Genomic DNA, 21247 nt, shown 5'->3' with positions numbered 1-21247 from the left:
ATATGCAATTTGTTACTGAAAACATCCTTCTTGCAATATCTATTTTTTTTATTGGAATTTTATTGTCGATAATAATTTCCAAACTTTCAAAAATATTCTTCAAAAAGATCTCCAAACGTACAAAAACAAATTTTGATGATTTTATTTTTGAGGTCATTTCTGGAATTATTAAACCTATAGGTTTTCTTCTCTCATTTTATTTTTCAATTGACTATTTTTTTGCTGATGAAATAACTTTTATCTCTGTATCATTGAATATTCTGAAATTATTTATATTGATAATAATAATAAAAGCTCTCAACAAAGTCTTAATCAGATCCTTAACAGAATCGACATCGAAAATAAATGATTCCTCAATCAGTTCAATGATATCTTCACTTACTCCTTTAATAAAAGCATTAACATGGACTATTGGTTCAATCTTTTTCTTACAAAATATAGGTGTGCAAATGACTGCTATTTGGGCTTTACTCAGTGCAGGGGGTATTGGAGCAGGATTAGCTTTGAAAGACCCAGTTCAGGAGTTTTTTGAATACATAACAATTTTGCTTGATAAACCTTTTCAAAAAGGTGAGTTTATAAAATCCGACGGCGTCCTTGGAATGGTTGAGAGGGTCGGGGTAAGATCCTCAAGAATAAGAAGTATCAATGGAGAAGTAATAGTAATGAGCAACAGCGCCCTTACAAATGGAATAATTTCAAATTACGCACAAATGGAAAAAAGAAGGTTAGTGCATAACTTAGGAGTTGTTTATGAAACCTCTCCAAAACTTATGAAATTGATTCCAATAATAATAAAAAAAATTGTTGAAGAGACAAAAGATGCGTCTTTTGATAGATGTCATTTCACAGAATTTGGTGACTTCAGTCTTAATTTCGAACTTGTTTATTACATACCAACAAATAATTATCTTGCTGCGATGGAAGCTCAACAATCTATAAATTTAAAAATAATTGAGCAATTCGCAATTAATAATATTGAGTTTGCATTCCCAACACAAACCCTAAATATTGAAAGTAACAAAGCCAAATGATCTGCAAATCTCTTCACTTAAAATCCAGAGTTTTGAAGCCAATTCAGCGCTATTTGCTTCATTACTAACACTACTTTCAACTAATTTATGTTTTTTAAAAGATATAAGTTTATTACTTAAATGTATAAAACCAATATCATTTAAATTTGAATCCAGGACAATCTTAGAAAGAATCTTTCCAGCATTTTCTATACTTTCAGAAATTCCTAAAATATTTTTTGCAGCTTTAGAAAAAATTAAATATCCAAAGTGATTAAAACGTTTACTGTATCTAAAAAAACCCAAATCATCATTTGGTATTACGAGACCAGGGGCCCAAGTAATTACAGAAATTTTACTGGAGGACAGTTTTAATTTTTTTTGAAGTTCTTTAGCAAACAAAATATTACATAACTTACTATTTTTGTAAGCTTCATCAGCATTAAAATCTAAAAATTGCCCAGTTACTTTTTCCCTAAAATCAACTAAATTATTAAGTCCTGCTTTCTTTCCTATATTGCCACCTGAACTTTTGGGGTCGTGAACATCCGATGAAGTAATAATGATTCTAGATTCTTCTTTATCTTTAATAAAATCTTTAAGGACATTTACCAAGTAAAAATGTGCAAGATGATTTACCGCAAAAGTTAGTTCTATGCCTTGTTTCGATACTTTAGGGTAAAAAGAGCCTGTATATTGTAATCCTGCATTTAAAACAACAACATCTAAAAAAATCTTTTTACTAATAAAGTAATCTTTAATTTTTTTAATATTTTCTAGATCTGAAAGATCACAATTTTCAATAATATTTAAAAATTTATTAAGGAAATTTTTATCAAAATATTTCTCAATTTTTTTTAGAAATTCATTCTTTCTAAATTCGTTTTTTATTACGACATATAAAATATTTTTCGTCTTTAGTAAATTAATAATGGAAAAAAAACCTATTCCTGAATTACCTCCAGTAATTAAAATATTTTTATTTTTAATCATTTAAATTTCTATATTATTTTTATGATAAAAAAATAAATAAAGTTTTATTTATTTTGTAATCTTATAAATTATTGTTAAAACACTGAAAACTTAGTCACTAGTATTTGAGTAATTTGATTATTATTAACCTACTCTCATTACAAGTATTGGATGGAATATATAATCCTATTAGCAGAAGTTATTATTTGTTCCATAAATTTCTTCAATCATAAGATTTATATTTAATGTCAAAAGAAAATATGCCAGATGTTCTTGTTTTGGGTGCAGGGCCTGCAGGTATGGCAATTGCCTCAGCTTTAGGGAAGGAAAAATTAGATGTTGAAGTGCTTTCTCCAAATGGACCAGATGAGCCTTGGCCTAACACATATGGCATTTGGGGAAAGGAAGTTGATCAACTAGGGCTTCAAGATTTACTTGAATATAGATGGAAGAATACTGTAAGTTTTTTTGGACATGGTGCTTTAGAAGAACAGGACGACGAGAATAAAGCCACGGAACATTCACTAGATTATGGACTATTTGATAAGAAGAAACTCCACAATTATTGGTTTAATGAATGCAATAAGTCTCTTATTAAATGGCATCAAGGCTTTGCAAACAAAATAAATTTTGAAAAATACAAAAGTACAGTAACTACAAAAGATGGTAAGACTTACTCTGCAAGATTAGTAGTAGATGCGACAGGATATGATCCTGTTTTTCTTAAATTAAAATCATGTGGTCCCTTAGCAGTCCAAACTTGTTATGGAATAGTAGGAAATTTTAGTAAACCTCCACTTAAGAAAGGGCAGTTTGTTTTAATGGACTATAGAAATGACCATCTTAACCATGAGCAAAAAAAAGAACCGCCAACTTTTCTTTATGCCATGGATATGGGGGATGGTAAGTATTTTCTTGAAGAGACCTCTCTTGGTTTAGTAAATCCTCTAACAATGGAAAATCTAAAAGAGAGACTAGAGAAGAGACTTTCTTATCGAAATATATCTATTACAAGCATGCAACATGAAGAGCTTGGCTTATTTCTCCCTATGAACATGCCAATCCCAGATTTCAAGCAACAAATACTTGGATATGGTGGTGCTGCTTCAATGGTACATCCTGCATCTGGATATTTAATTGGTAATGTTTTAAGAAGAGCTCCACTTGTAGCTAAGGCAGTCTCAGAAGCAATTAAAAACAAAAATCTAAGCACCTATCATATTGCTAGAAAAGGTTGGGAAACTTTATGGTCAAAAGAATTAATTAGGAAGAAATCACTTTACCAATTTGGATTAGAAAAACTCATGAGGTTTGACGAGAAACTATTGAGAGAATTTTTTGGCAGTTTTTTCCAACTACCTAAAAATCAATGGTATGGTTTTCTAACTGATACTCTTTCTTTAAAAGAGATTGTATATGCGATGTGCGTTATGTTTATAAAGGCTCCATGGAGTGTAAAGAAAGGTCTTATGATTATGCATGGTAGAGAATTTAAAATGTTACTTAGGATAATATTTCCAAATATATAGTTTAAAAATGAGAACCATATTAATAAGTGGAGCAAGTAGAGGTATTGGACTAAATATTGCACACAAGGAATTAAAAGAAGGTAATAGAATTAGTGTTGGCATAAGAGATTTAGAATCATTAAAAGGAAGCGCTATTGATCCAAAAAAATGGCCAGATGGGAAAATTATAATTAACCACTATGATGCATTAAAAAAAATTACAGCCGAAAATTGGATAAAGAATACCGTAGATGAATTTGGAGGATTTGATTCAGTAATAAATTGCTCTGGAGTATTATCAAAAGTTCCTTTCTTATACAAAGATGGTGATGAAGAAGATATTTTAAATACATTAAATATCAATTTCTTGGCAATTTGGAATTTATGTAGGCTTTCTTGGGATCATTTATGTGACTCAGCCAGAGGAAGAATTATTGTTTTAGTTTCAATGAGTGGGAAAAGATCTAAAGGTGATTTAGCCGCTTATTCTTCTTCAAAGTTTGCTTTGATGGGATTATGCCAAACGATGAAAAATAAAGGTTGGGATAAAAATATAAGGGTTTCAGCAATTTGCCCAAGCTGGGTTAATACAAAAATGGCCCAAAATATATCTTCCTTAAACAAATCAAGCATGACACAACCTGAAGATATTGCTGAAATATGCTCAACTATTCTTAAGTTACCTACCCAATCAGTTCCATTTGAAATTGCCTTAAATTGTAATTATGAAATTTCAACCTAAATTGAAAATTAAGTAAGCCATTGAAAGCATTGCAATTGCAATAAATAATCCTTTTATTCGATTAGTTAACAATGAAAAAAGAGATAAATCTTCAGAAAAGTATCCGCCAAAACTACCTGTAATAAATAATATAACCATTGGTAGAGATGCCATTCCGAAAGAATAAGATATAGATTTTACAAATCCAAAATTTAAATAATTAAGAATAAAGGAACTTAATGAAAATAATATAAAAGATGCAAATAGAGTTATTGAAACTTCAGCATCTAAAGTGTGAGGTAAGCTACCCTTTAATTCAAATTGCTTTTTACATTCTCTAATTTGTCTTTTAGAAAGCTTTAAATAACCAGTTTCAGGAATTCTTTGCGACTTATATTTTCTTAGTAATCTTGCTTCAAGAGTTTCTGGCTCCTTTGTCATAATTGATGTTAATAATTCATCTGGCTTTAATTTCTTAATTTTCTTGTCAAGATTATCCGTTTTCCCAATCCTATAAAGGTCTCCTACTCTAATAAGATAAACATATCCCGACATTTGCGTTGTAAAATTAAAACTATTCCTACTTAAATAATACTAAAAGAATTAGGGAAATTAAAAGTTTTTACAATATGAAAAACGATATTTTATATTCATTTCGAAGATGTCCATATGCAATTCGTGCAAGATGGGCCCTGTTAATTTGCGATATAAAAGTAGAGATAAGAGAAATTGATTTAAAAAATAAACCTCTAGATTTTTTAAATAATTCAAAGACGAAAACTGTTCCAATACTTATAAAAAAAAATAGTGAAGTTATTCAAGAAAGTCTTGAAATCATCCTATGGGCTCTCACAGAGTCAAAAAAGAAAAATATCAAATTAATTTATTTCCCTGAGAACAAAAAGGATGATATTTTTGAAATAATTAATGAAAACGATAAGGAATTCAAATATCATTTAGATCGATTTAAATATGCCACAAGATATCAAAATAGTAATGAAGAATTTCATTTCTCAAAAGCAATTAAATTTATCAAGAAATGGAACGAACTTCTTACAGAAAAAAAATTCTTTTTTGGAGAGAACCCCACAATCGCTGATTGGTCTATTTGGCCTTTTGTAAGACAGTTTAAAATCGCTTGTGAAAGTCAAAAAAGAACAAATTATTTGGAGCCCTCAATAAAGAGCTGGTTAGATTCATTTGAAAACAATATAAAATTTAAAACTTTAATGTATAAATACGAATTATGGGACCCAAATTCTAAAAAGAATTATTTCCCTTCTGATTAGCCCTCTAATAGCTTCCTTTTCTCAATTATCCTTGCTAACTCCAAAAAATATCCTGCTGTCCTAAATTTTCCAATATTCTTTTCTTTAAAATCAAGGTCACTTCTTATTTCTGCAGTCTCAGCCATAAGCAAATCCAAATCGTTTGATCCAAGACTATACAATTCACCCAGTTCTATTTCCCTGCCAAGTAGATGACTTCTAAACCACTTTCCTTTATTTTCTTGAGGTGGAATATCGTAAGAAGTAAATGACATTAAAACAAACTGAATCTGAATACATTCTAGAGTTATTTTAAAAATTTTATCATTTCTCCTTTATTAAAAATCAATGCAACAAGGAGAATTGCAAATGTAATAACAGCACAAATTTCTGTCCAATAATCAATTCCGATTTTAGATATCATTAATGGTGCCAAAACTGTAAACAGTCCACCTGAGAGAATTAACTGTGCAAATAGCTGTTTTGATGTGAAAATTGGTAGAGTTCTAGAAATATTTTTGGGATCCGCAAGTCTTAAGAGAAGTAATCCAGAAGCAACTACACCCGTAGAATTACCAAACTCTATTAAACTCTTTTCAAACCAGTAATCGTCAAATATAAAGAAGGCGAAATAAGCAATACAAATCAAATTCCAAAATAAACCAAAAATAGTAAAAACTAAAATTATTATCCAATTTTCAAAAACAACTGCAATATCTAAGCTTGCCATCGCTGTAAAAATCAATAAGTCTGTAGATAAAATCCCTATCTCCCTTTGCAAAATATTTGAAATCAATTCTGTATTATTGGTTTTTTCTAAAATATATCTTAAAAGGAGTGATCCAATAAGAATAAAAGGAAATGCTGGGAGTGAAAAGATAATTTCTTTAGAAAAATCACCAAAAAAACTTGAGATATATTTTAAAAATTTTAGTAACAGAACACCGAAAGAAATTGCAAGGCCAGAGAATCCAAGATTGATTATCAAAATTCTTAAATCCGCAAAAATTCCTTTATCAGCATTTAAATTTTGGTTATCTTTTTTTTCAGAAATTACCTCAGTATCTGAAAGACCTAAAGTCCTCCCAATAAATATAAATACACTTCCTAGTAATGAAGATGATAAGAGACCCATTGTTGCCATAGCCAGTCCAAGATCTAGACCACTAGGGAACCCTAATCTATCAAAACTCTCACCAATTATAGATGCAGCTCCATGCCCCCCCTCGAAACCAACCTCTATCAAACATCCCATTAGAGGATTAGTATTCATAGATGGAGGCAACAAATATTTAACCAATAAACCTCCAACTAAAAATTGTCCAAAACCCAAAGAAAGTGCAAGCAGAAATTGATTGAATATTGGTTTAACTAAACCGTTTATATTTGGTATAGGTCTTCCCATCATTAATGTTGCAAAGACTAATGCTAAAAGAGGAGTAGGAAATTTACTCCAAACATTTATTGTCTCTTGTGACAAAAAATGTATAAAGCCGAATGGACCTATTAACAATCCTGCGATGCCAGAGATAACAGCTATTGGCAATCCAAACCTTTCAAGTTGAACAGCAAGTTTTAGTTTTTTACCAAAAATCAATAAAAAAAATATCGTTATGAATCCTAAAAAACTTATTAGTAGAGAATCTGAAAAAATATTCAATGAACGCAAAACCTATTTCTCTATAAATTTAAATTAATAAACAATTTATTTCAAATAAAAAAGGCCCTTTGAAGGGCCTTTTTAATTATTGAGTTATTAAAGATTTAATCTTTAAGAGTAATTGTCGCACTATCGATATTACTAATAGCATTGGTAACTCTCTTGAAATCAAAGCCTAATGCTCTAAGAGCATGCCATAAATGACCTTGAATAAAGAAGAAACCAAAGTAGTAGTGAACATTTGCTAACCATGCCCTTGATGTAAATTCACCGTCAGGAAGATCAACAGTATCAACCCAATAAGGAGAAATACTAAACTTTAACTGTAGTGGTTCACCAAAGTATTCAACAGGATAAACAGTTGTATTAGCTGCACTCCAGAAAGCCGCAATAATAGCCATCCAACCTATACCTGCTAGAGACCAAGATAGAACTGCTTCAGCAGATAGAAGACCTTTACCTTTGAATTTTGTGTATTCGCCCACCTGTTTTGTAGCAATATGCCAAGCACCACCTGTGATCTCAACAAAAGCTAGGAAAGCATGACCACCCATTACCTCTTCAAGACTATCAATAGTCAAGAAGTCAGCTTGATGATTCCAAATTTTTGCTAAATTTAGTTCATATTCAACTTGTCTTACAGCACCAATAGCTGGATCGTAAATTCCATGAACTCTGGCCCACTCAACGAAAGCAATAACTGCAAATCCTAAGAAAAGTAGATGATGTCCAAGAATAAAAGTCAATTTGTCTGGATTATCCCATTCAATATTGAATTTTCTTGCTCTGGCAATATCTGAATCTTCTAAATTTCCAGGAAGAAGTAAAGAATGTAAAAGTCCTCCAGCAGCTAAAACCATAGAAGAAACTAAGTGAACAATTGCTATCGCAAGAACAGGTTTAGTATCTCCCATCGCTACACCGTTGGCATCAAACCCTATTCCAAGAGTTGCTAGGTGAGGAAGAACAATTAAAGGTTGATGACCCATTGGGACGCTAGGGTCGAATCGTGAAAGTTCAAAAAGGGTGAAAGCACCAGCCCAGAAAACAATTAATCCTGCATGAGCTACATGAGCAGCGATAAATTTTCCTGAGCGATTTGCTACACCTGAATTACCAGCCCACCAACCATAAGTGGTATCTGGATTTCCATAGGTTTGCATTTAGGAATTGATTAGCTTAAACGTTTTGAGAATACTTTAAATTTCATCAAACAGTTTAATTCACAACAAAATTGTAAAAATTAGTAATCCTATGCAAAATCAAATCAAAGAATTTACTAAAACAAATAATTACACAAGAAGGTAGTTTTACAAAGTAAAGTTACTGCTAGAGAAGCGATTTAAAAAAAAACATTAAGTGTTCCATAGTAAATTATTTTTTGATAAATTTCTTTTTGCTGACATTAAATTATGTTTTGTTTCATTAAATCGTCCCGTTTATTGCCTAGTTAGCAAACAATTATTAAAAAGGGGATAAGACTTCTAATATTATGACTACTTCTCAAGATTCTTCTAGAAAAATTTCACTAGAAATGAAATCGGAAGTTCATTACAAAAAGGCTGCAAAATCCTACAGAAAATCACAACAATACATAAAGATGATTAATTTATATCCAACTTTGCAAAACAGCCTAATTGATTGTAAGGACGAGAGTCTTATTGAATAGGGACTTTATATATCTTGCAAAATTATCGTAAAAATAAAATTTTTAGGCTGCGATACTATCATTTTCCTCCAAATAAAAGTTTTTAATCACATTTCTGCACGTTTTTATATTGTAAAGTGCTTTGGGCTTCCAAGGTTTTTTCTGACCGAGAGGAGAGCTTTTCCAATGAATTCCAGGCTTGAGTATTCCATTTTCTCGTAACAAAGAAAGTTTAAATTCAGTTATTCCTAATTTTTTAGCAGTCAACTCTGATGAGCTCCATATTTCCCCTAACATTGAATTAAGTAAATATTATTAATCCTTAATAACGTTAATTTTATTTTTTTGAAAGGGGTAAAACTTTTAAATAATTATTAAATGATAAGAAGCCTAGTATTTGCATAGAAAAGTAATTTAAAAGATTTGTATCAAATTAAGAAATATTAAATGAAGAATCCTCATTAACAAATATCTCATCGATTCCTATTAATTTCTTGCTGGATTTAAAATTAGTATATTCTTCGGAAATCGATTCAAGCTTGGGAAGATTTATCCAGCCTTCATTCCAATTTCCACTATTTATTAATTCTTCGAAGGTAATTTTTAAATTAATTTCAGAATCGAGTACAGAAACCATCAAAAAAATAATTTTTCCATTTTCCCTCGTCTCATTTATTAAAACAAAATGTCTCAATCCATTTATGGGTTTTTTAGAAGTCCAGAAATTGTCCAAAATTAATTTCTAATTAAGTATTTTTTGATTTTCCTTTAGAAATTTTTTTATATTCATTTCTAATTTCTTCAAGTAAAACTTTTCTTTTATTTAAATAATTGATAGATTCTTGTTTTGATAAGTTATATCTTTCTTTTTTTGTTAAATTCATCCATTTATTTAAATTCCTCTTGTTAAGTGTTGATAACTTTTTAGAACTTAAAACTTTATTTTTCCTAATAAATTTTATGAAATTTATAAAAAAAAATAAAATTAATATAAAAATAAAAACTATCACTATCTTCAATAACATCACTTTAAGACTAAGTTATTTTTTATCCAATTTTCTAGTTTAATATCATTCTCAAAAGATATAACTTCCTCTTCATTCCCATTACCTGATTGATCAAAGAGTCTTATAATAAACTCCCCATTAATTGCCTCATCATCACCAATAACAATAATACTTTTAGATTTAAGTTTATTTGCCTTTTTAAATTGTTTAGAAAATGAGGCTCCGCTTAAATCTAATTCAACTAACAAATCGTAATTTCTTAATTTTCTAGATAAATCCATTGCTAATGATTCAGCAATTAAGCCTTGATTAATGATATAAATATCAGTATTTCTTGGAATTTCAAGCTCTTTTCCTGCGAGTAAAATTAATCTTTCTAAACCAATAGCGAAACCAATTGCAGGAGTGTTAGGTCCTCCCATTTGTTTTATTAAATCGTCGTATCTCCCTCCTCCGCAAACTGTAGCTTGAGAGCCAAGAGCCCCACTAGTAATTTCAAAAGCTGTATGGGTATAGTAATCTAAACCTCTTACAAGATTAAAATTTTCTAAATAAGGTATTTTTAAAATCTCTAAACTTTTCTTTAAGTTTGAATACCTTTTATGACTTTTTTCAGATAAAAAATTAAATAATCTTGGGGCATTCTCTAGAGCTTTTTGTGTTTGAATATTCTTAGAGTCCAAAATCCTTAAGGGATTTTTAGTAATCCTGTTCTGAGAATCTAAATCTAGAGAATTTTTATTTATTTCTAGCCACTTTAAAAAGGATTTTTGAAAATTTAATCTATCGTGAAGATCTCCCAAAGTATTTATTTCAAGATTGAGTTCTTTTATTCCTAATTTACCTAAAATATCCCAAGCTAAAGCAATTATTTCAACATCACTTCTAACTGTATCGTGTCCTATAAACTCAACACCTAACTGATGAAACTGTCTTTGCCTACCTGCTTGAGGTCTTTCATATCGAAACATAGGGCCCATGTACCAAAGTTTTTGAAGAGGATTATTAGACAACATTCCATTTTGTATTAATGCACGTGCAACGGAGGCGGTTCCTTCAGGCCTAAGAGTGCAAGATCTCTCCCCTCTATCAATAAATGTATACATTTCCTTACTGACGACATCTGTTCCTTCACCAATTCCTCTTATAAATAATTCTGTCATTTCTAGTATTGGTGTTCTTATTTCATTGATAGATGCTCTTGCAAGCTGCTCTAATACAATTTTCTCAACGTTTTGCCACTTTATTAATTGATCAGGCAGCAAATCTACCGTTCCTCTAAGATTTTTTAAGTTATTCAAAGTTTTAGAAAATAATTCAAAATTTTTAATTCAAGTAGGAATTAATCTTTAATTAATTGTTTTGTGAGACAATTTTAATTTAACATTTAGAAAAACTATTGGAAATAAATAAAAATAAAGAGAATCAACATTGCGGTACAAAACCAAAAAAAATTGCTTTTGGAATAGCACCTCTCGGTATAGTTTCGGTAGGAATAGTACCAATGGGAGTTATAAGTATTGGAGTAGTTCCAATGGGTGTATTCTCTTTTGGTGCAGTAGCAATGGGGATAGTCAATTTATCAGTAGTTGGGATGGGAATCATCTCTGCTGGGGTAACTACGATGGGAATATGGGAGTATTCACCTAATTCTCAAAACAATCATCATAATCATTCCAAACAAATTTCAAATTCAAGCAAAGAAAATATGATGTCAGATCTATTTAACACTAAACAAGAAGCTGAAAAGGCTGCCTCAAAATACGGGTGTATTGGGGCACATAAAATGGGTAAAAAATGGATGCCCTGTAAGATGCACTAGATATTTTCTTAGTCAAAAATTTATTGAATATTAATTCAAAATCTCTACTTTAAAATCAAGATTTTTTGCCTCATCAGTAGTTAATTTTCTTGACCAAGCTCCTTGCACAGGACTATTCCATCTGAACCCAGCATTTTTAGCTAAAGATCTATCTTCGTAACTAATAAGCGCCTTGTATAAAAACCTCGGTTCGGTAGCTTTAAGTAAAAGTTCCTCTAAATTATTGCATTTTTTGAAGACCTCAGATATGTAATAGCAATCAGATAAAGCTCTATGTAAATTCCAAACTGGTATTGAAAAAGATAAAGCCAGATCAGTTACTGAGGGTCTATTTTTTAGTGATTTTTGAAAAGACCAATTAATATCCTCCAAACTGCATATCCATTTTTTATTGAGTTTAGGTAATCTTCCTTTACCAAACCATTTCTTATCAAAATCTACATTATGCGCGACAATGAAATCCGAACAATCAACAAGTTTCAGAAAGAAATTCAATCCATCTTCCCATGGTTGAGAGATATTAGTTACTTCGGCAGATATACCATTAACGTGTTCGGCTTCATTATTATTAACTGGTAATAAAAATGAAACTTGTGAAAGCACGCACTTAAAAGATACATCAAACAAAATACAACCTATCTCTATCACTTCATCTTTATTTTCATCTAAACCTGTTGTTTCAGTATCAAGAATTAAAATTTTTTCAATTTTTTTATTTTGATTAGCTACTCTCTCTTCAGAGGTATAACTGATAACTTGATCCTGAAGAATATCCAATTGATTTAATTCTTTTTTGTTAGATAGATCCAATTAGCTGAAAACACTTTCATTTATCTTGACGCATTTAATAAAAATTTCTCTTAAATTAATATAAATTAAAAAACATGATTAAAAATAATTTTTGAAACATTTTTAGTTTATGAAAGATGACTTTTACAAAATATCAATTTAATAATTTTTGTTATTGGCCTTCAAATCCAAAAAAAATTGTGGAATTTATTGGTGGAAGTTATCTAGCTTCTAAACCAGATTTAACTTATAGAAGATTCATAGAGAGTTTAATTAATAAAAACTATGCTGTACATGCATATAAATACACTCCACAATTCGATCACCAACAACTTGCTATTAAAGCATGGAGGGATTTCAAGAATTGCCGAATATCTTTATCCAAGAGAATAGGAGCATCAATTCCTTCAATAAGAATTGGGCATAGCCTGGGTTGCAAACTTCATTTAATATCCCCTGATGGTGGAAGAAATTGCGAAAAATTCATCTCAATAAGTTTTAATAACTTCAGTGCTAACAAATCTATTCCATTATTGAAACAAATTTCTCAAAAATTAGAATTCAGCAGTGAATTTAGCCCAAGCCCTGAAAGAACTTTGCGATTAATTGAAAAAACATATAATCAAAAAAATAACTTCCTAATAAAATTCAACTCAGACGAATTAGATCAAACAGATGAATTATTTTCTTGTCTGAAAGCGAGAAAAGAGGATGATTCTAAGGGGGTAATGTTAAAAGGTACACACACTATTATTGCAAGCGCAGGGCTAAGAGAAAATTTTTTAGGAGACTGGGCCGATGATGAATTCAAAAGAAATACTATAAAAAAAATTTCTAATTTAATTGATAAATCTGATTAGGATAATTCTTTCAGCTTTTCTAAAACAGAACTATCTTCAAGAGTGCTTATATCACCGCTAATTTTTTCTCCAGCAGCCAAAGATCTTAAAATTCTCCTCATAATTTTTCCACTACGTGTTTTCGGAAGAGAGTCGGAAATTATAATCTTTTCAGGCTTTGCGATAATTCCAATTTCATTAACAACATGTTTCTTTAGCTCCTCTACTATTTCTGAAGAACCGTTCACGTCTTTCTCTAGAGATACAAAAGCAACTATAACTTCACCTTTTAAATCATCTTTTTTACCAACGACTGCAGACTCTGCAACTGATTTATGACTTACCAAAGCAGATTCTATTTCCATTGTTCCTAACCGATGTCCTGAAACACTTATGACATCATCAACTCTTCCCATAATCCATATATATCCATCTTCATCAATGCGTGCTCCATCTCCAGCAAAATAAACATTTTTTTCTCCTTTAAAGGAAATATATTCCCAATAACTCTCCAAATATCTCTCTGAGTTTCCGTGAATTGTTCTCATCATCCCTGGCCAAGGTTTCTTAATAATTAAATAGCCACCCTCGTTCTCCTTAACCTTATCTCCATTCTTATCGACAATTTCAACTTCGATTCCTGGCAGAGGGAAAGTAGCTGAACCTGGCTTTGTAGCAACGACTCCAGGCAAGGGACTTATCATCACGCCACCAGTTTCAGTTTGCCACCAAGTATCAACAATAGGGCATTTATCTTTACCAATAACATCCTTGTACCATATCCATGCTTCAGGGTTAATTGGTTCTCCAACTGTGCCCAAAAGCCTAAGGCTCTCAAGATTATATTTATCAGGAATTTCACGCCCAGACTTCATAAATGCTCTTATTGCAGTTGGTGCGGTATAAAAAATAGAAACCTTATATTTTTGTACAATTTCCCAAAAAGCCCCCAAATTTGAGGGTCTTGGCACTCCCTCGTACATTAAGGTTGTAGCACCATTAGATAAAGGCCCATAAACTATGTAACTATGCCCTGTAATCCAACCAACATCAGCAGTACACCAGTAAATATCGTCATCTTTCAAATCAAAAATCCATTTGAATGTCAAATGGGACCAAAGATTGTAACCACCTGTAGTGTGAACTACACCTTTGGGCTTTCCAGTAGAGCCAGAAGTATAAAGAATAAAAAGTCTATCCTCGCTATTCATTATTTCTGGTTCACAATGATCTTTTTGATTTTTTAATAATTCATGCCACCAGAAATCTCTATCCTCAACCATAGAAATATTTTTTTTAGTTCTCTGAACAACAACTACTTTTTCTACAACCGCATCACCTCCGCTTTCAATTGCTAAATCAACTGCTTTCTTAAGCTCAACCACCTTATCTTTTCTGAAACCACCATCTGCAGTGATAACAAATTTAGCATTTCCATCAATTAATCTATCTTTTAAAGCCTCTGAAGAAAATCCCCCAAAGACAACTGAATGGGGGGCACCAATTCTTGCACAAGCTAACATAGCAAACATTGCCTCAGGAATCATTGGCATATAAATGCATACCAAATCTCCTTTTTTAACTCCAATAGTTTTCAGTGCATTAGCTGCTTTACATACCTCTTTAAGAAGTTCTACGTAAGTATATTTTTTGCTATCTCCAGGTTCACCTTCCCATATCAGTGCAGTTTTTTCTCCCAGCCCTCTCTTAATATGTCTATCTAAACAGTTATATGTAATATTGAGTTTGCCTTCCTTAAACCACTTAAAAAAAGGAGCCTCATCACTATCTAGTACAGTTTGAAATGGCTCAAACCAATCCAACTCAGATCTTCCAAATGATTCCCAAAATTGAATTGGATTATCTAATGCTTGTTTTTTTAGATTAAATAATTCTTTGTGTGATCTAATATTTGAGTTTTCTGTAAATTCTTTTGAAGGAGGGAAAACTCTATTTTCTTCAAGGATGTTATTGATTGAATTTTTTTTATCTAATGACATTAAATAAATCTATGTTTAATAAAGTTAGTCTAAAAGTTCAGAGTTTTCAGAAATTTTAATATTAATTTAGCTGAAAAAATTTTTTTGATAATTTTAATAAATACGCCCAAGAACAAATTCTGGTAGAGCCATTAATGCTCTTTTGTATTCTGAATCAGGAATCCAGACTATGGCTTCTTTCGAGAGCATTGCAAAATTTTCAGCTAATTTTCTGGAACTTTCGATTGCATCAGAGTTCATAATAATGCTAAGAGCATCATCTAAATCTTTTTCTTCAGCAAGTTCTCTATTTATAAGAACAGACAATTTCTTATTCTCTTCTAAAGCATATAAAACTGGTGCAGTAAGATATCCACTAGCGAGGTCACTTATAGCTGGCTTTCCGAGTTGTTTATCGTTTCCGGTAAAGTCAAGTATGTCATCTACAACTTGGAATGCAAGACCAATATTTTTGCCAAACTCGTAAAGGGAATTTAATTGTTCATCATTAAGGTCACTTAGAACCCCAGCCGCCTTACAACTGTTAGCTATTAAAGATGCAGTTTTACAGTAACTTTTATTTATGTATTTGGAAAATGATTGCGCCGAATCAAATCTATTTAAATTCTGTTTGATTTCACCTTCTGCTAAATCCATTATTACCCTACTAAGTAATTTAACTACGTTTACATTATCGAGATTCGCTAGGTGCCAACTTGCTTGAGCAAATAAAAAATCACCAGCCAATACAGCTACTCTAGTATTAAATCTACTATGAACAGTATCTACACCTCTTCTTGTAGAAGCTTCATCAACAACATCATCATGGACTAATGATGCTGTATGTATCATTTCAGTTATTTCGGCAAGTCTTTTGTGTTTATTTTTCAGATTAAATTCAGGAGATATAGCTTTTGAAATTAACAAAACTATCCCTGGTCTTAGTCTTTTTCCCCCTGCACTGAATAGGTGCTCTGCCGCGGCTTGAAGAATTGGATGACCAGCTCCAATTAAATTTTTCAGTTCAAGAATAAGATCATCAAGATCATTTTCAACTGGTTGTAGTAGTTCTGTTACTGTATTCATGATTGACCTCTTATATATATTAAAGAATCAAACATTGCTTCGGAGGTTCACCAACCTAATTTCTTTATTAAGTTCAAGCCAGAATTTTACTTTTTTGAAAAATTCATCTTTTTTTGAAGTAACAAAGAATTTTATATTTTCGTTAGAAAGACTTTCATAATGGTCAGTTTTTGGATTACTAAAAGATTTATTAAAATTTTTTATTAACGCTTCTGCAGGATCAATAATTTTTATATTTGAGTCAATTTTTTTTCTTAAAAAGTCATAAATCAAAGGATAATGACTACATCCAAGTATTAATTCTTCAATATTTTTATTTAATAGTGGTCTTAGATACAAATCAGAAAGATAATCTAATTTTCCAAAATCAAGCTTTTCTTTCTCAATTTCTGAGACAAATTCTGGGCATTCTTGTTGAAATATTTGCAAATTCTCTTTTTTAGAATTTATAGCCTTTTTGTAATATGAAGATCTGACTGTAGTTTTTGTTGCCAACACACCGATTATTTTTTTATTAACTATTTCTGATGCAGAGTTTATCAGGTCAAAACATGGGATCTTCAAGTGATTTTCTACGATATCAAGTGCACATGCATTTGTAGTATTGCAGGCTATTAAAAGTGCGTCCAAATTCTTTTTTTCAAAAAAGGTGCAAATCTCTTTTGCAATGATTCTTATCTCATCAAAATTTTTATTTCCAAAGGGGATTCTTTTTGTATCAGCCAAATAAAAAACTTCAACATCTTTACGTGTTTTTAGTAAAGATTTAAGGATAGTAAAACCACCTATGCCACTGTCAAAAATTCCTACTCTAATTTTCACCCTACTTTGGAAAAATATTCAAGAATGCCTTTTGCGATGGCATAAGCTATTCTTTTACGATGTGTAGATTTTTCTAATCTTCTTGCATCTAACCTTCCTGTTAAAAAACCGATTTCAACAAGAGCTGCAGGCATTTTTGTATTCTTAATCACATAATATCTACCCTGTTTAACACCTCTATCAGGACTCCCAGGGGAAACTCTAAGAATTTGTTTTTGAATTCTTTTGGCGAGTAATCTACCTCTCCAACCTCTATAGTAAAAGGTTTCTAGACCATTAATATCTTTTCTTTTCCCTCTTGAGGCATTTGCATGAATACTTACAAAAATATCGGCATCAAATCTGTTTGCGATGGAAACTCTTGGAGGTAAATCCAAATCAACTTCATTTTTTCTAGTAAGCCTTACTTTGACACCTTTATCAGAAAGTAACTTCTGGACTATTTTAGAGACCTCAAGTACAACGTCTGTTTCTCTTATACCATTAATACCTATTGCTCCTGGATCAGGTCCTCCATGCCCTGGATCGATAACAACAGAAAATTTACCTTGCTTTACTTTTGGTAATTGAAAGGAATCATTTACTCTTTTCTTAAGATAAATTGAGTTTTGATTTGTTTTAACATTTCCTACACTCTGGCCAACTAATCCTTCACTTATCTTGGTAAATGGATATTTTGGTTTAAATAGCTTAATTCTCCACCTATTTTGATCTAAGCCAAACATTCGCCAAGTCAAAGGGTTCAAATAAGTTCCTTCCTGAAATTCAATTACTAGTCTCGTACTGCCAATTTTAGGTTTACCTAATCTAATTTCTTTAATTGGACCATTACCTTTTATTCTTCTAGGATTTTTTAATTCTCCTGGGAAATCTATCCAGAATCTATCACCATATGTTTGATTAGCCCTCTGGAAGTATGCTTTTAGCTTTGTATTTGATTTAGTTCTTAATTCTAAAATTCCATTGGACTTTAAAGCCCATGCCGCCAGTGAGCTTGAAGATTTAACTGGGAGAATAGTTGTATAATTTAAAAATATAAAAAAAGAAAAAAAACGAAAAAGTTTTTTCTTAGAAAACCTTAACATTAGTTTGAAAATAATTTATTTTTTCGATGCTTAAGACTTGGCATCTGCTCCCTAATTTTTTTTACTCTTTCTTTATCAGCTGGGGCTATCGCGGCACCCTGAGTTTTTCCAGCATCAGACAAAACAGTCCCCCATGGGTCTATAACCATAGCGTGACCATGACTTTGTCTTCTCCCATAATGGATTCCAGTTTGAGCTGGAGCGACTACATATGCTGTATTCTCGATAGCCCGTGCTTGTAATAAGATTTGCCAGTGATCTTTCCCAGTAAATGCTGTAAAAGCTGCGGGAATCATAATTAACTCTGCGCCATTCAAAGACAAATATCTATAAAGTTCAGGGAACCTAACGTCGTAACAAATTGATAATCCCACTTTACATAAACCAGGGATATCTACAACTGGGGGATATTTTTCTCCCGATAATATAGTAGATGATTCCTTATATAAATTCCCGTCTGGCAAATCAACATCAAACAAATGAATTTTGTCATATTTTGCCAAAACTTGCCCATCTCTTCCAAAAAGTGCTGACCTATTTAAAGTATGACTACCATCACCAGCGGGAACAGGGTATCCTCCTCCCAAAAGGAATACTTGATATCGTTGCGCCATAGTTTTGAGAAAATTTGTACATTTCACTGACAATTCAGAAGCTAAATTAAGTTTTTCTTCATCCTCTCCCAAAAAGGCAAAATTCTCAGGTAAACCAATTAATTCAGCACCTCTTCTAGCAGCTAATTCGATCTGTTCTTCTGCTTCTACGAAATTAGCTTCAACATTAGAAGTGCTCGTAATTTGTAATGCAGCTACTAAAAAATCAGTCAAAAAATTACTCCTTGTAAACAAATTCGTAAATCATGAAGCACGAATCACACCTCTTTCAACTTGAGCAGGAACAATATCTAAGCAATCAAGTTCAGAGCAACATTTAAAATCCTCCTCATAATCACCGAGACTTGTCAATCTTTTGCCATGAGTTGCTGTTTTTAAACATTTTAAAATATCATTTTTCCATAGATCCCAGAGCGCCAAAGCAGCCTGTAATTCATCATTAACAATAGTAACTTCCCAATCGCAGTTATCTTCCAAGTAAGAGGCTAGTGCACCAGCCGCTAAAGAGTCCTCTAATGAGTATGAGCCTTCCCAACCACTACCAAGTATTAAAACATTTTCGCTTCTTAATGAAATAATTTTTTCAGCAACCGCCCGTCTATTCGGCAGTGCCATAGCAAATAAATGCTTTGCATGTTGTACTTTTTGCAAAGATTTAGTTCCATTTGTAGTGCTCATAAACAATCTTTTACCATTAACAATTTTTTTCGTAACTGATAAAGGAGAATTTCCTAAGTCAAAGCCATCAATTTTCTTTCCACCTCTTTCACCAATCATTAGTCTCTTATCGGAATGCCATTTAATAGCGGATTCTTTCAATAAATCTAAATCTGCAAAAACTTGTATACAGTCAGCCCCATTTTTCAAAGCCCAAGAAATAGTGGTTGTAGCCCTTAAAACATCAATTACCACAGCAATATCTGGACTTACATCTGGAACATCGTTTGCGACATGATAATAAGAAAGATTAATGATCAGATCCTCTATTTGCTTTATTATAGAAAACAGTTACTTACTTTGAATATTTTTTTTTAAAAAACAAACTTATTGATAATATAAATCTAATTTGGATTAAAAAATCTTATCAAGTATTAATTTTAAAATGAATAATACCCGCACAATAAAAGGTGGAGGTAATTTAAGAGGAAAAATAAAAGTACCTGGAGACAAATCTATTTCCCATAGAGCTCTGATAATTGGAAGTATTGCCCAGGGTGAAACCACTATTGAGGGTTTTTTACATTCTGAGGATCCACTTTCAACAGCCGAATGTCTAAAGAAATTGGGTGTAAATATTCCACAAATAATAAAAGATGAACCTTTCACTATTTCAGGCGTGGGGCTCAACGGATTGAAAGAGCCTAAAGCAATTCTCAATTGTGGAAATTCAGGAACCACTATGAGGTTACTAATGGGTTTATTAGCCGGTCAAGAAGGTAAGAATTTTATCTTAACTGGGGATAATTCTCTTAATGAAAGGCCAATGGGGAGAGTAGGGAAACCTTTATCTTTGATGGGTGGAAAAATTTTTGGGAGAGAAAGTGGTAACAAAGCTCCGATTTCAATTGATGGGAATAAACTTAAAGGATGTGTTATTGGAACTCCTGTAGCAAGTGCTCAAGTAAAGTCGGCAATATTATTAGCTGGCCTTAAAGCTTCTGGAACTACTTCTGTTATTGAGCCAGCATCATCAAGGGATCATACCGAAAGAATGTTAAAAGCATTTGGAGCAGATATAAGTATTAGAGGGGAATTAGGAAGAAATGTAGTAGTTAAATCAGGAAGAAATTTAATTGGGCAAACTATATTAGTCCCTGGAGACATTAGCTCTGCATCCTTTTGGATGATTGCCGCGTCTATAGTGCCAAATTCAGAGGTTTTAATTAAGAATGTTGGATTAAACCCTACAAGAACAGGAATCTTAAATATTATGGATTTAATGGGTTGCAATTATGAGATTTTAGATAAATCAATAGTTGCGGGAGAACCTATTGGATCTATTAAAGTTAGAACTGCAAATAATTTAAGATCATTTACTATTGAAGGAGACATACTCCCAAAACTTGTAGATGAAATTCCTATACTTACCGTAGCAGCTTGCTTTTGTGATGGAGTTTCTGAAATTAATGATGCGCAGGAATTAAGAGTTAAGGAAACAGACAGATTAAAAGTTATGGCAAGGCAATTACGGAAATTCGGTGCTGTAATAAAAGAGAAAGAGGATGGACTAATAATTAATGGGCAATCAAAATTTAATTCTGCAGAGGTAGATAGTGAAACCGATCATCGTGTATCAATGAGTCTTGCTATAGCTTCACTTCTTGCCAAAGGAACCTCGAAGATAAATAGAGCAGATGCTTCTAACGTTTCTTATCCCACTTTTTGGGAAGACCTTGCAAAATTGACTTACTAAA

At 31.8% G+C, this 21247-nt stretch carries 24 protein-coding genes; 8 read left to right on the top strand and 16 right to left on the bottom strand.

Going from position 1 to position 21247, the window contains the following annotated elements; genetic code table 11:
• The first annotated feature begins 2 nt into the window (after positions 1-2).
• Positions 3-1034 carry a mechanosensitive ion channel gene (locus JJ847_09185; protein ID MBO6961060.1) on the top strand — a complete coding sequence of 344 codons (1032 nt, stop codon included), beginning with the start codon at positions 3-5 and terminating at the stop codon, positions 1032-1034.
• Here the strand turns inward: JJ847_09185 and JJ847_09180 are convergent.
• Entirely contained in the window at positions 1005-2006 is a 1002-nt protein-coding gene (locus JJ847_09180) for an SDR family NAD(P)-dependent oxidoreductase (protein MBO6961059.1), read from the bottom strand. The genes JJ847_09185 and JJ847_09180 overlap by 30 nt on opposite strands.
• A gap of 224 nt (positions 2007-2230) precedes the next feature.
• On the opposite strand from JJ847_09180, the gene JJ847_09175 reads away from it, so the two are divergent.
• Together JJ847_09175 and JJ847_09170 are read left to right on the top strand one after the other, a co-directional pair.
• Complete coding sequence (locus tag JJ847_09175; protein MBO6961058.1) at positions 2231-3514, top strand: lycopene cyclase family protein; 1284 nt, start codon at positions 2231-2233, stop codon at positions 3512-3514.
• Positions 3515-3521: 7 nt separating this feature from the next.
• Positions 3522-4235: an SDR family NAD(P)-dependent oxidoreductase gene (locus JJ847_09170; GenBank protein MBO6961057.1), complete on the top strand. Its 714-nt coding sequence runs from the start codon at positions 3522-3524 to the stop codon at positions 4233-4235.
• Here JJ847_09170 and JJ847_09165 read toward each other — a convergent pair.
• Positions 4227-4769 carry a GIY-YIG nuclease family protein gene (locus JJ847_09165; GenBank protein ID MBO6961056.1) on the bottom strand — a complete coding sequence of 181 codons (543 nt, stop codon included), beginning with the start codon at positions 4767-4769 and terminating at the stop codon, positions 4227-4229. The genes JJ847_09170 and JJ847_09165 overlap by 9 nt on opposite strands.
• Positions 4770-4843: 74 nt before the next feature.
• On the opposite strand from JJ847_09165, the gene JJ847_09160 reads away from it, so the two are divergent.
• Positions 4844-5503 carry a glutathione S-transferase N-terminal domain-containing protein gene (locus JJ847_09160; GenBank protein MBO6961055.1) on the top strand — a complete coding sequence of 220 codons (660 nt, stop codon included), beginning with the start codon at positions 4844-4846 and terminating at the stop codon, positions 5501-5503.
• Here JJ847_09160 and JJ847_09155 read toward each other — a convergent pair.
• The 3 genes from JJ847_09155 to JJ847_09145 all read right to left on the bottom strand — a co-directional run bounded on the left by JJ847_09155 (position 5500) and on the right by JJ847_09145 (position 8305).
• Positions 5500-5757 carry a hypothetical protein gene (locus tag JJ847_09155; protein ID MBO6961054.1) on the bottom strand — a complete coding sequence of 86 codons (258 nt, stop codon included), beginning with the start codon at positions 5755-5757 and terminating at the stop codon, positions 5500-5502. The two genes, JJ847_09160 and JJ847_09155, sit on opposite strands and share 4 nt — an antisense overlap.
• A 32-nt stretch (positions 5758-5789) precedes the next feature.
• Entirely contained in the window at positions 5790-7151 is a 1362-nt protein-coding gene (locus JJ847_09150; GenBank protein MBO6961053.1) for a sodium:solute symporter, read from the bottom strand.
• A 95-nt stretch (positions 7152-7246) separates the two neighbouring features.
• A complete protein-coding gene (locus JJ847_09145; protein MBO6961052.1) occupies positions 7247-8305 on the bottom strand; it encodes a chlorophyll a/b binding light-harvesting protein in 1059 nt (352 codons plus the stop codon).
• Between the two features lie 329 nt (positions 8306-8634).
• On the opposite strand from JJ847_09145, the gene JJ847_09140 reads away from it, so the two are divergent.
• Entirely contained in the window at positions 8635-8811 is a 177-nt protein-coding gene (locus JJ847_09140) for a hypothetical protein (protein ID MBO6961051.1), read from the top strand.
• 42 nt (positions 8812-8853) lie between these two features.
• On the opposite strand, the gene JJ847_09135 is transcribed toward JJ847_09140, so the two are convergent.
• From JJ847_09135 to JJ847_09120, 4 genes are all read right to left on the bottom strand, one after another.
• Positions 8854-9087: a hypothetical protein gene (locus tag JJ847_09135; GenBank protein ID MBO6961050.1), complete on the bottom strand. Its 234-nt coding sequence runs from the start codon at positions 9085-9087 to the stop codon at positions 8854-8856.
• A gap of 136 nt (positions 9088-9223) precedes the next feature.
• Positions 9224-9523, bottom strand: a complete 300-nt coding sequence (locus JJ847_09130) for a TIGR02450 family Trp-rich protein (GenBank protein MBO6961049.1) — start codon at positions 9521-9523, stop codon at positions 9224-9226.
• Between the two features lie 13 nt (positions 9524-9536).
• Complete coding sequence (locus tag JJ847_09125; GenBank protein ID MBO6961048.1) at positions 9537-9815, bottom strand: glycoprotein; 279 nt, start codon at positions 9813-9815, stop codon at positions 9537-9539.
• A complete protein-coding gene (locus JJ847_09120; protein ID MBO6961047.1) occupies positions 9815-11098 on the bottom strand; it encodes a histidine--tRNA ligase in 1284 nt (427 codons plus the stop codon). The genes JJ847_09125 and JJ847_09120 overlap by 1 nt, the downstream gene beginning before the upstream one ends.
• A 98-nt stretch (positions 11099-11196) precedes the next feature.
• Here JJ847_09120 and JJ847_09115 point away from each other — a divergent pair, with 98 nt between their 5' ends.
• Positions 11197-11619, top strand: a complete 423-nt coding sequence (locus tag JJ847_09115) for a hypothetical protein (protein MBO6961046.1) — start codon at positions 11197-11199, stop codon at positions 11617-11619.
• A 30-nt stretch (positions 11620-11649) separates the two neighbouring features.
• Here the strand turns inward: JJ847_09115 and JJ847_09110 are convergent, their stop codons facing one another.
• Entirely contained in the window at positions 11650-12429 is a 780-nt protein-coding gene (locus JJ847_09110; GenBank protein MBO6961045.1) for a 3'-5' exonuclease, read from the bottom strand.
• A 116-nt stretch (positions 12430-12545) separates the two neighbouring features.
• Here JJ847_09110 and JJ847_09105 point away from each other — a divergent pair, with 116 nt between their 5' ends.
• Positions 12546-13268 (top strand): DUF1350 family protein, encoded by a 723-nt coding sequence (locus tag JJ847_09105; protein ID MBO6961044.1) that lies wholly within the window; start codon positions 12546-12548, stop codon positions 13266-13268.
• Here the strand turns inward: JJ847_09105 and acs are convergent.
• The 6 genes from acs to JJ847_09075 form a co-directional block, all read right to left on the bottom strand.
• Positions 13265-15247 (bottom strand): acetate--CoA ligase, encoded by a 1983-nt coding sequence (acs, locus tag JJ847_09100; GenBank protein MBO6961043.1) that lies wholly within the window; start codon positions 15245-15247, stop codon positions 13265-13267. The two genes, JJ847_09105 and acs, sit on opposite strands and share 4 nt — an antisense overlap.
• A gap of 93 nt (positions 15248-15340) precedes the next feature.
• Entirely contained in the window at positions 15341-16312 is a 972-nt protein-coding gene (sds, locus tag JJ847_09095; GenBank protein MBO6961042.1) for a solanesyl diphosphate synthase, read from the bottom strand.
• Between the two features lie 27 nt (positions 16313-16339).
• Positions 16340-17134 (bottom strand): glutamate racemase, encoded by a 795-nt coding sequence (gene murI / locus JJ847_09090; protein ID MBO6961041.1) that lies wholly within the window; start codon positions 17132-17134, stop codon positions 16340-16342.
• Complete coding sequence (locus JJ847_09085; GenBank protein ID MBO6961040.1) at positions 17131-18219, bottom strand: N-acetylmuramoyl-L-alanine amidase; 1089 nt, start codon at positions 18217-18219, stop codon at positions 17131-17133. Before JJ847_09085 ends, murI begins: the two co-directional genes overlap by 4 nt.
• Complete coding sequence (locus tag JJ847_09080) at positions 18219-19046, bottom strand: carbon-nitrogen hydrolase family protein (GenBank protein ID MBO6961039.1); 828 nt, start codon at positions 19044-19046, stop codon at positions 18219-18221. Before JJ847_09080 ends, JJ847_09085 begins: the two co-directional genes overlap by 1 nt.
• A 30-nt stretch (positions 19047-19076) precedes the next feature.
• Entirely contained in the window at positions 19077-19805 is a 729-nt protein-coding gene (locus JJ847_09075; GenBank protein MBO6961038.1) for a 2-phosphosulfolactate phosphatase family protein, read from the bottom strand.
• A 130-nt stretch (positions 19806-19935) separates the two neighbouring features.
• On the opposite strand from JJ847_09075, the gene aroA reads away from it, so the two are divergent.
• The gene (gene aroA / locus JJ847_09070; protein ID MBO6961037.1) at positions 19936-21246 is read left to right on the top strand and encodes a 3-phosphoshikimate 1-carboxyvinyltransferase; all 1311 of its coding nucleotides are present in this window, start codon (positions 19936-19938) and stop codon (positions 21244-21246) included.
• Position 21247: the final 1 nt, after the last annotated feature.

Origin of the sequence: Prochlorococcus marinus CUG1438 (assembly GCA_017644325.1) — a bacterium.
GTDB classification, from domain to species: domain Bacteria; phylum Cyanobacteriota; class Cyanobacteriia; order PCC-6307; family Cyanobiaceae; genus Prochlorococcus_A; species Prochlorococcus_A marinus_AA.
This window is presented reverse-complemented; position numbering and strand designations above follow the sequence as displayed.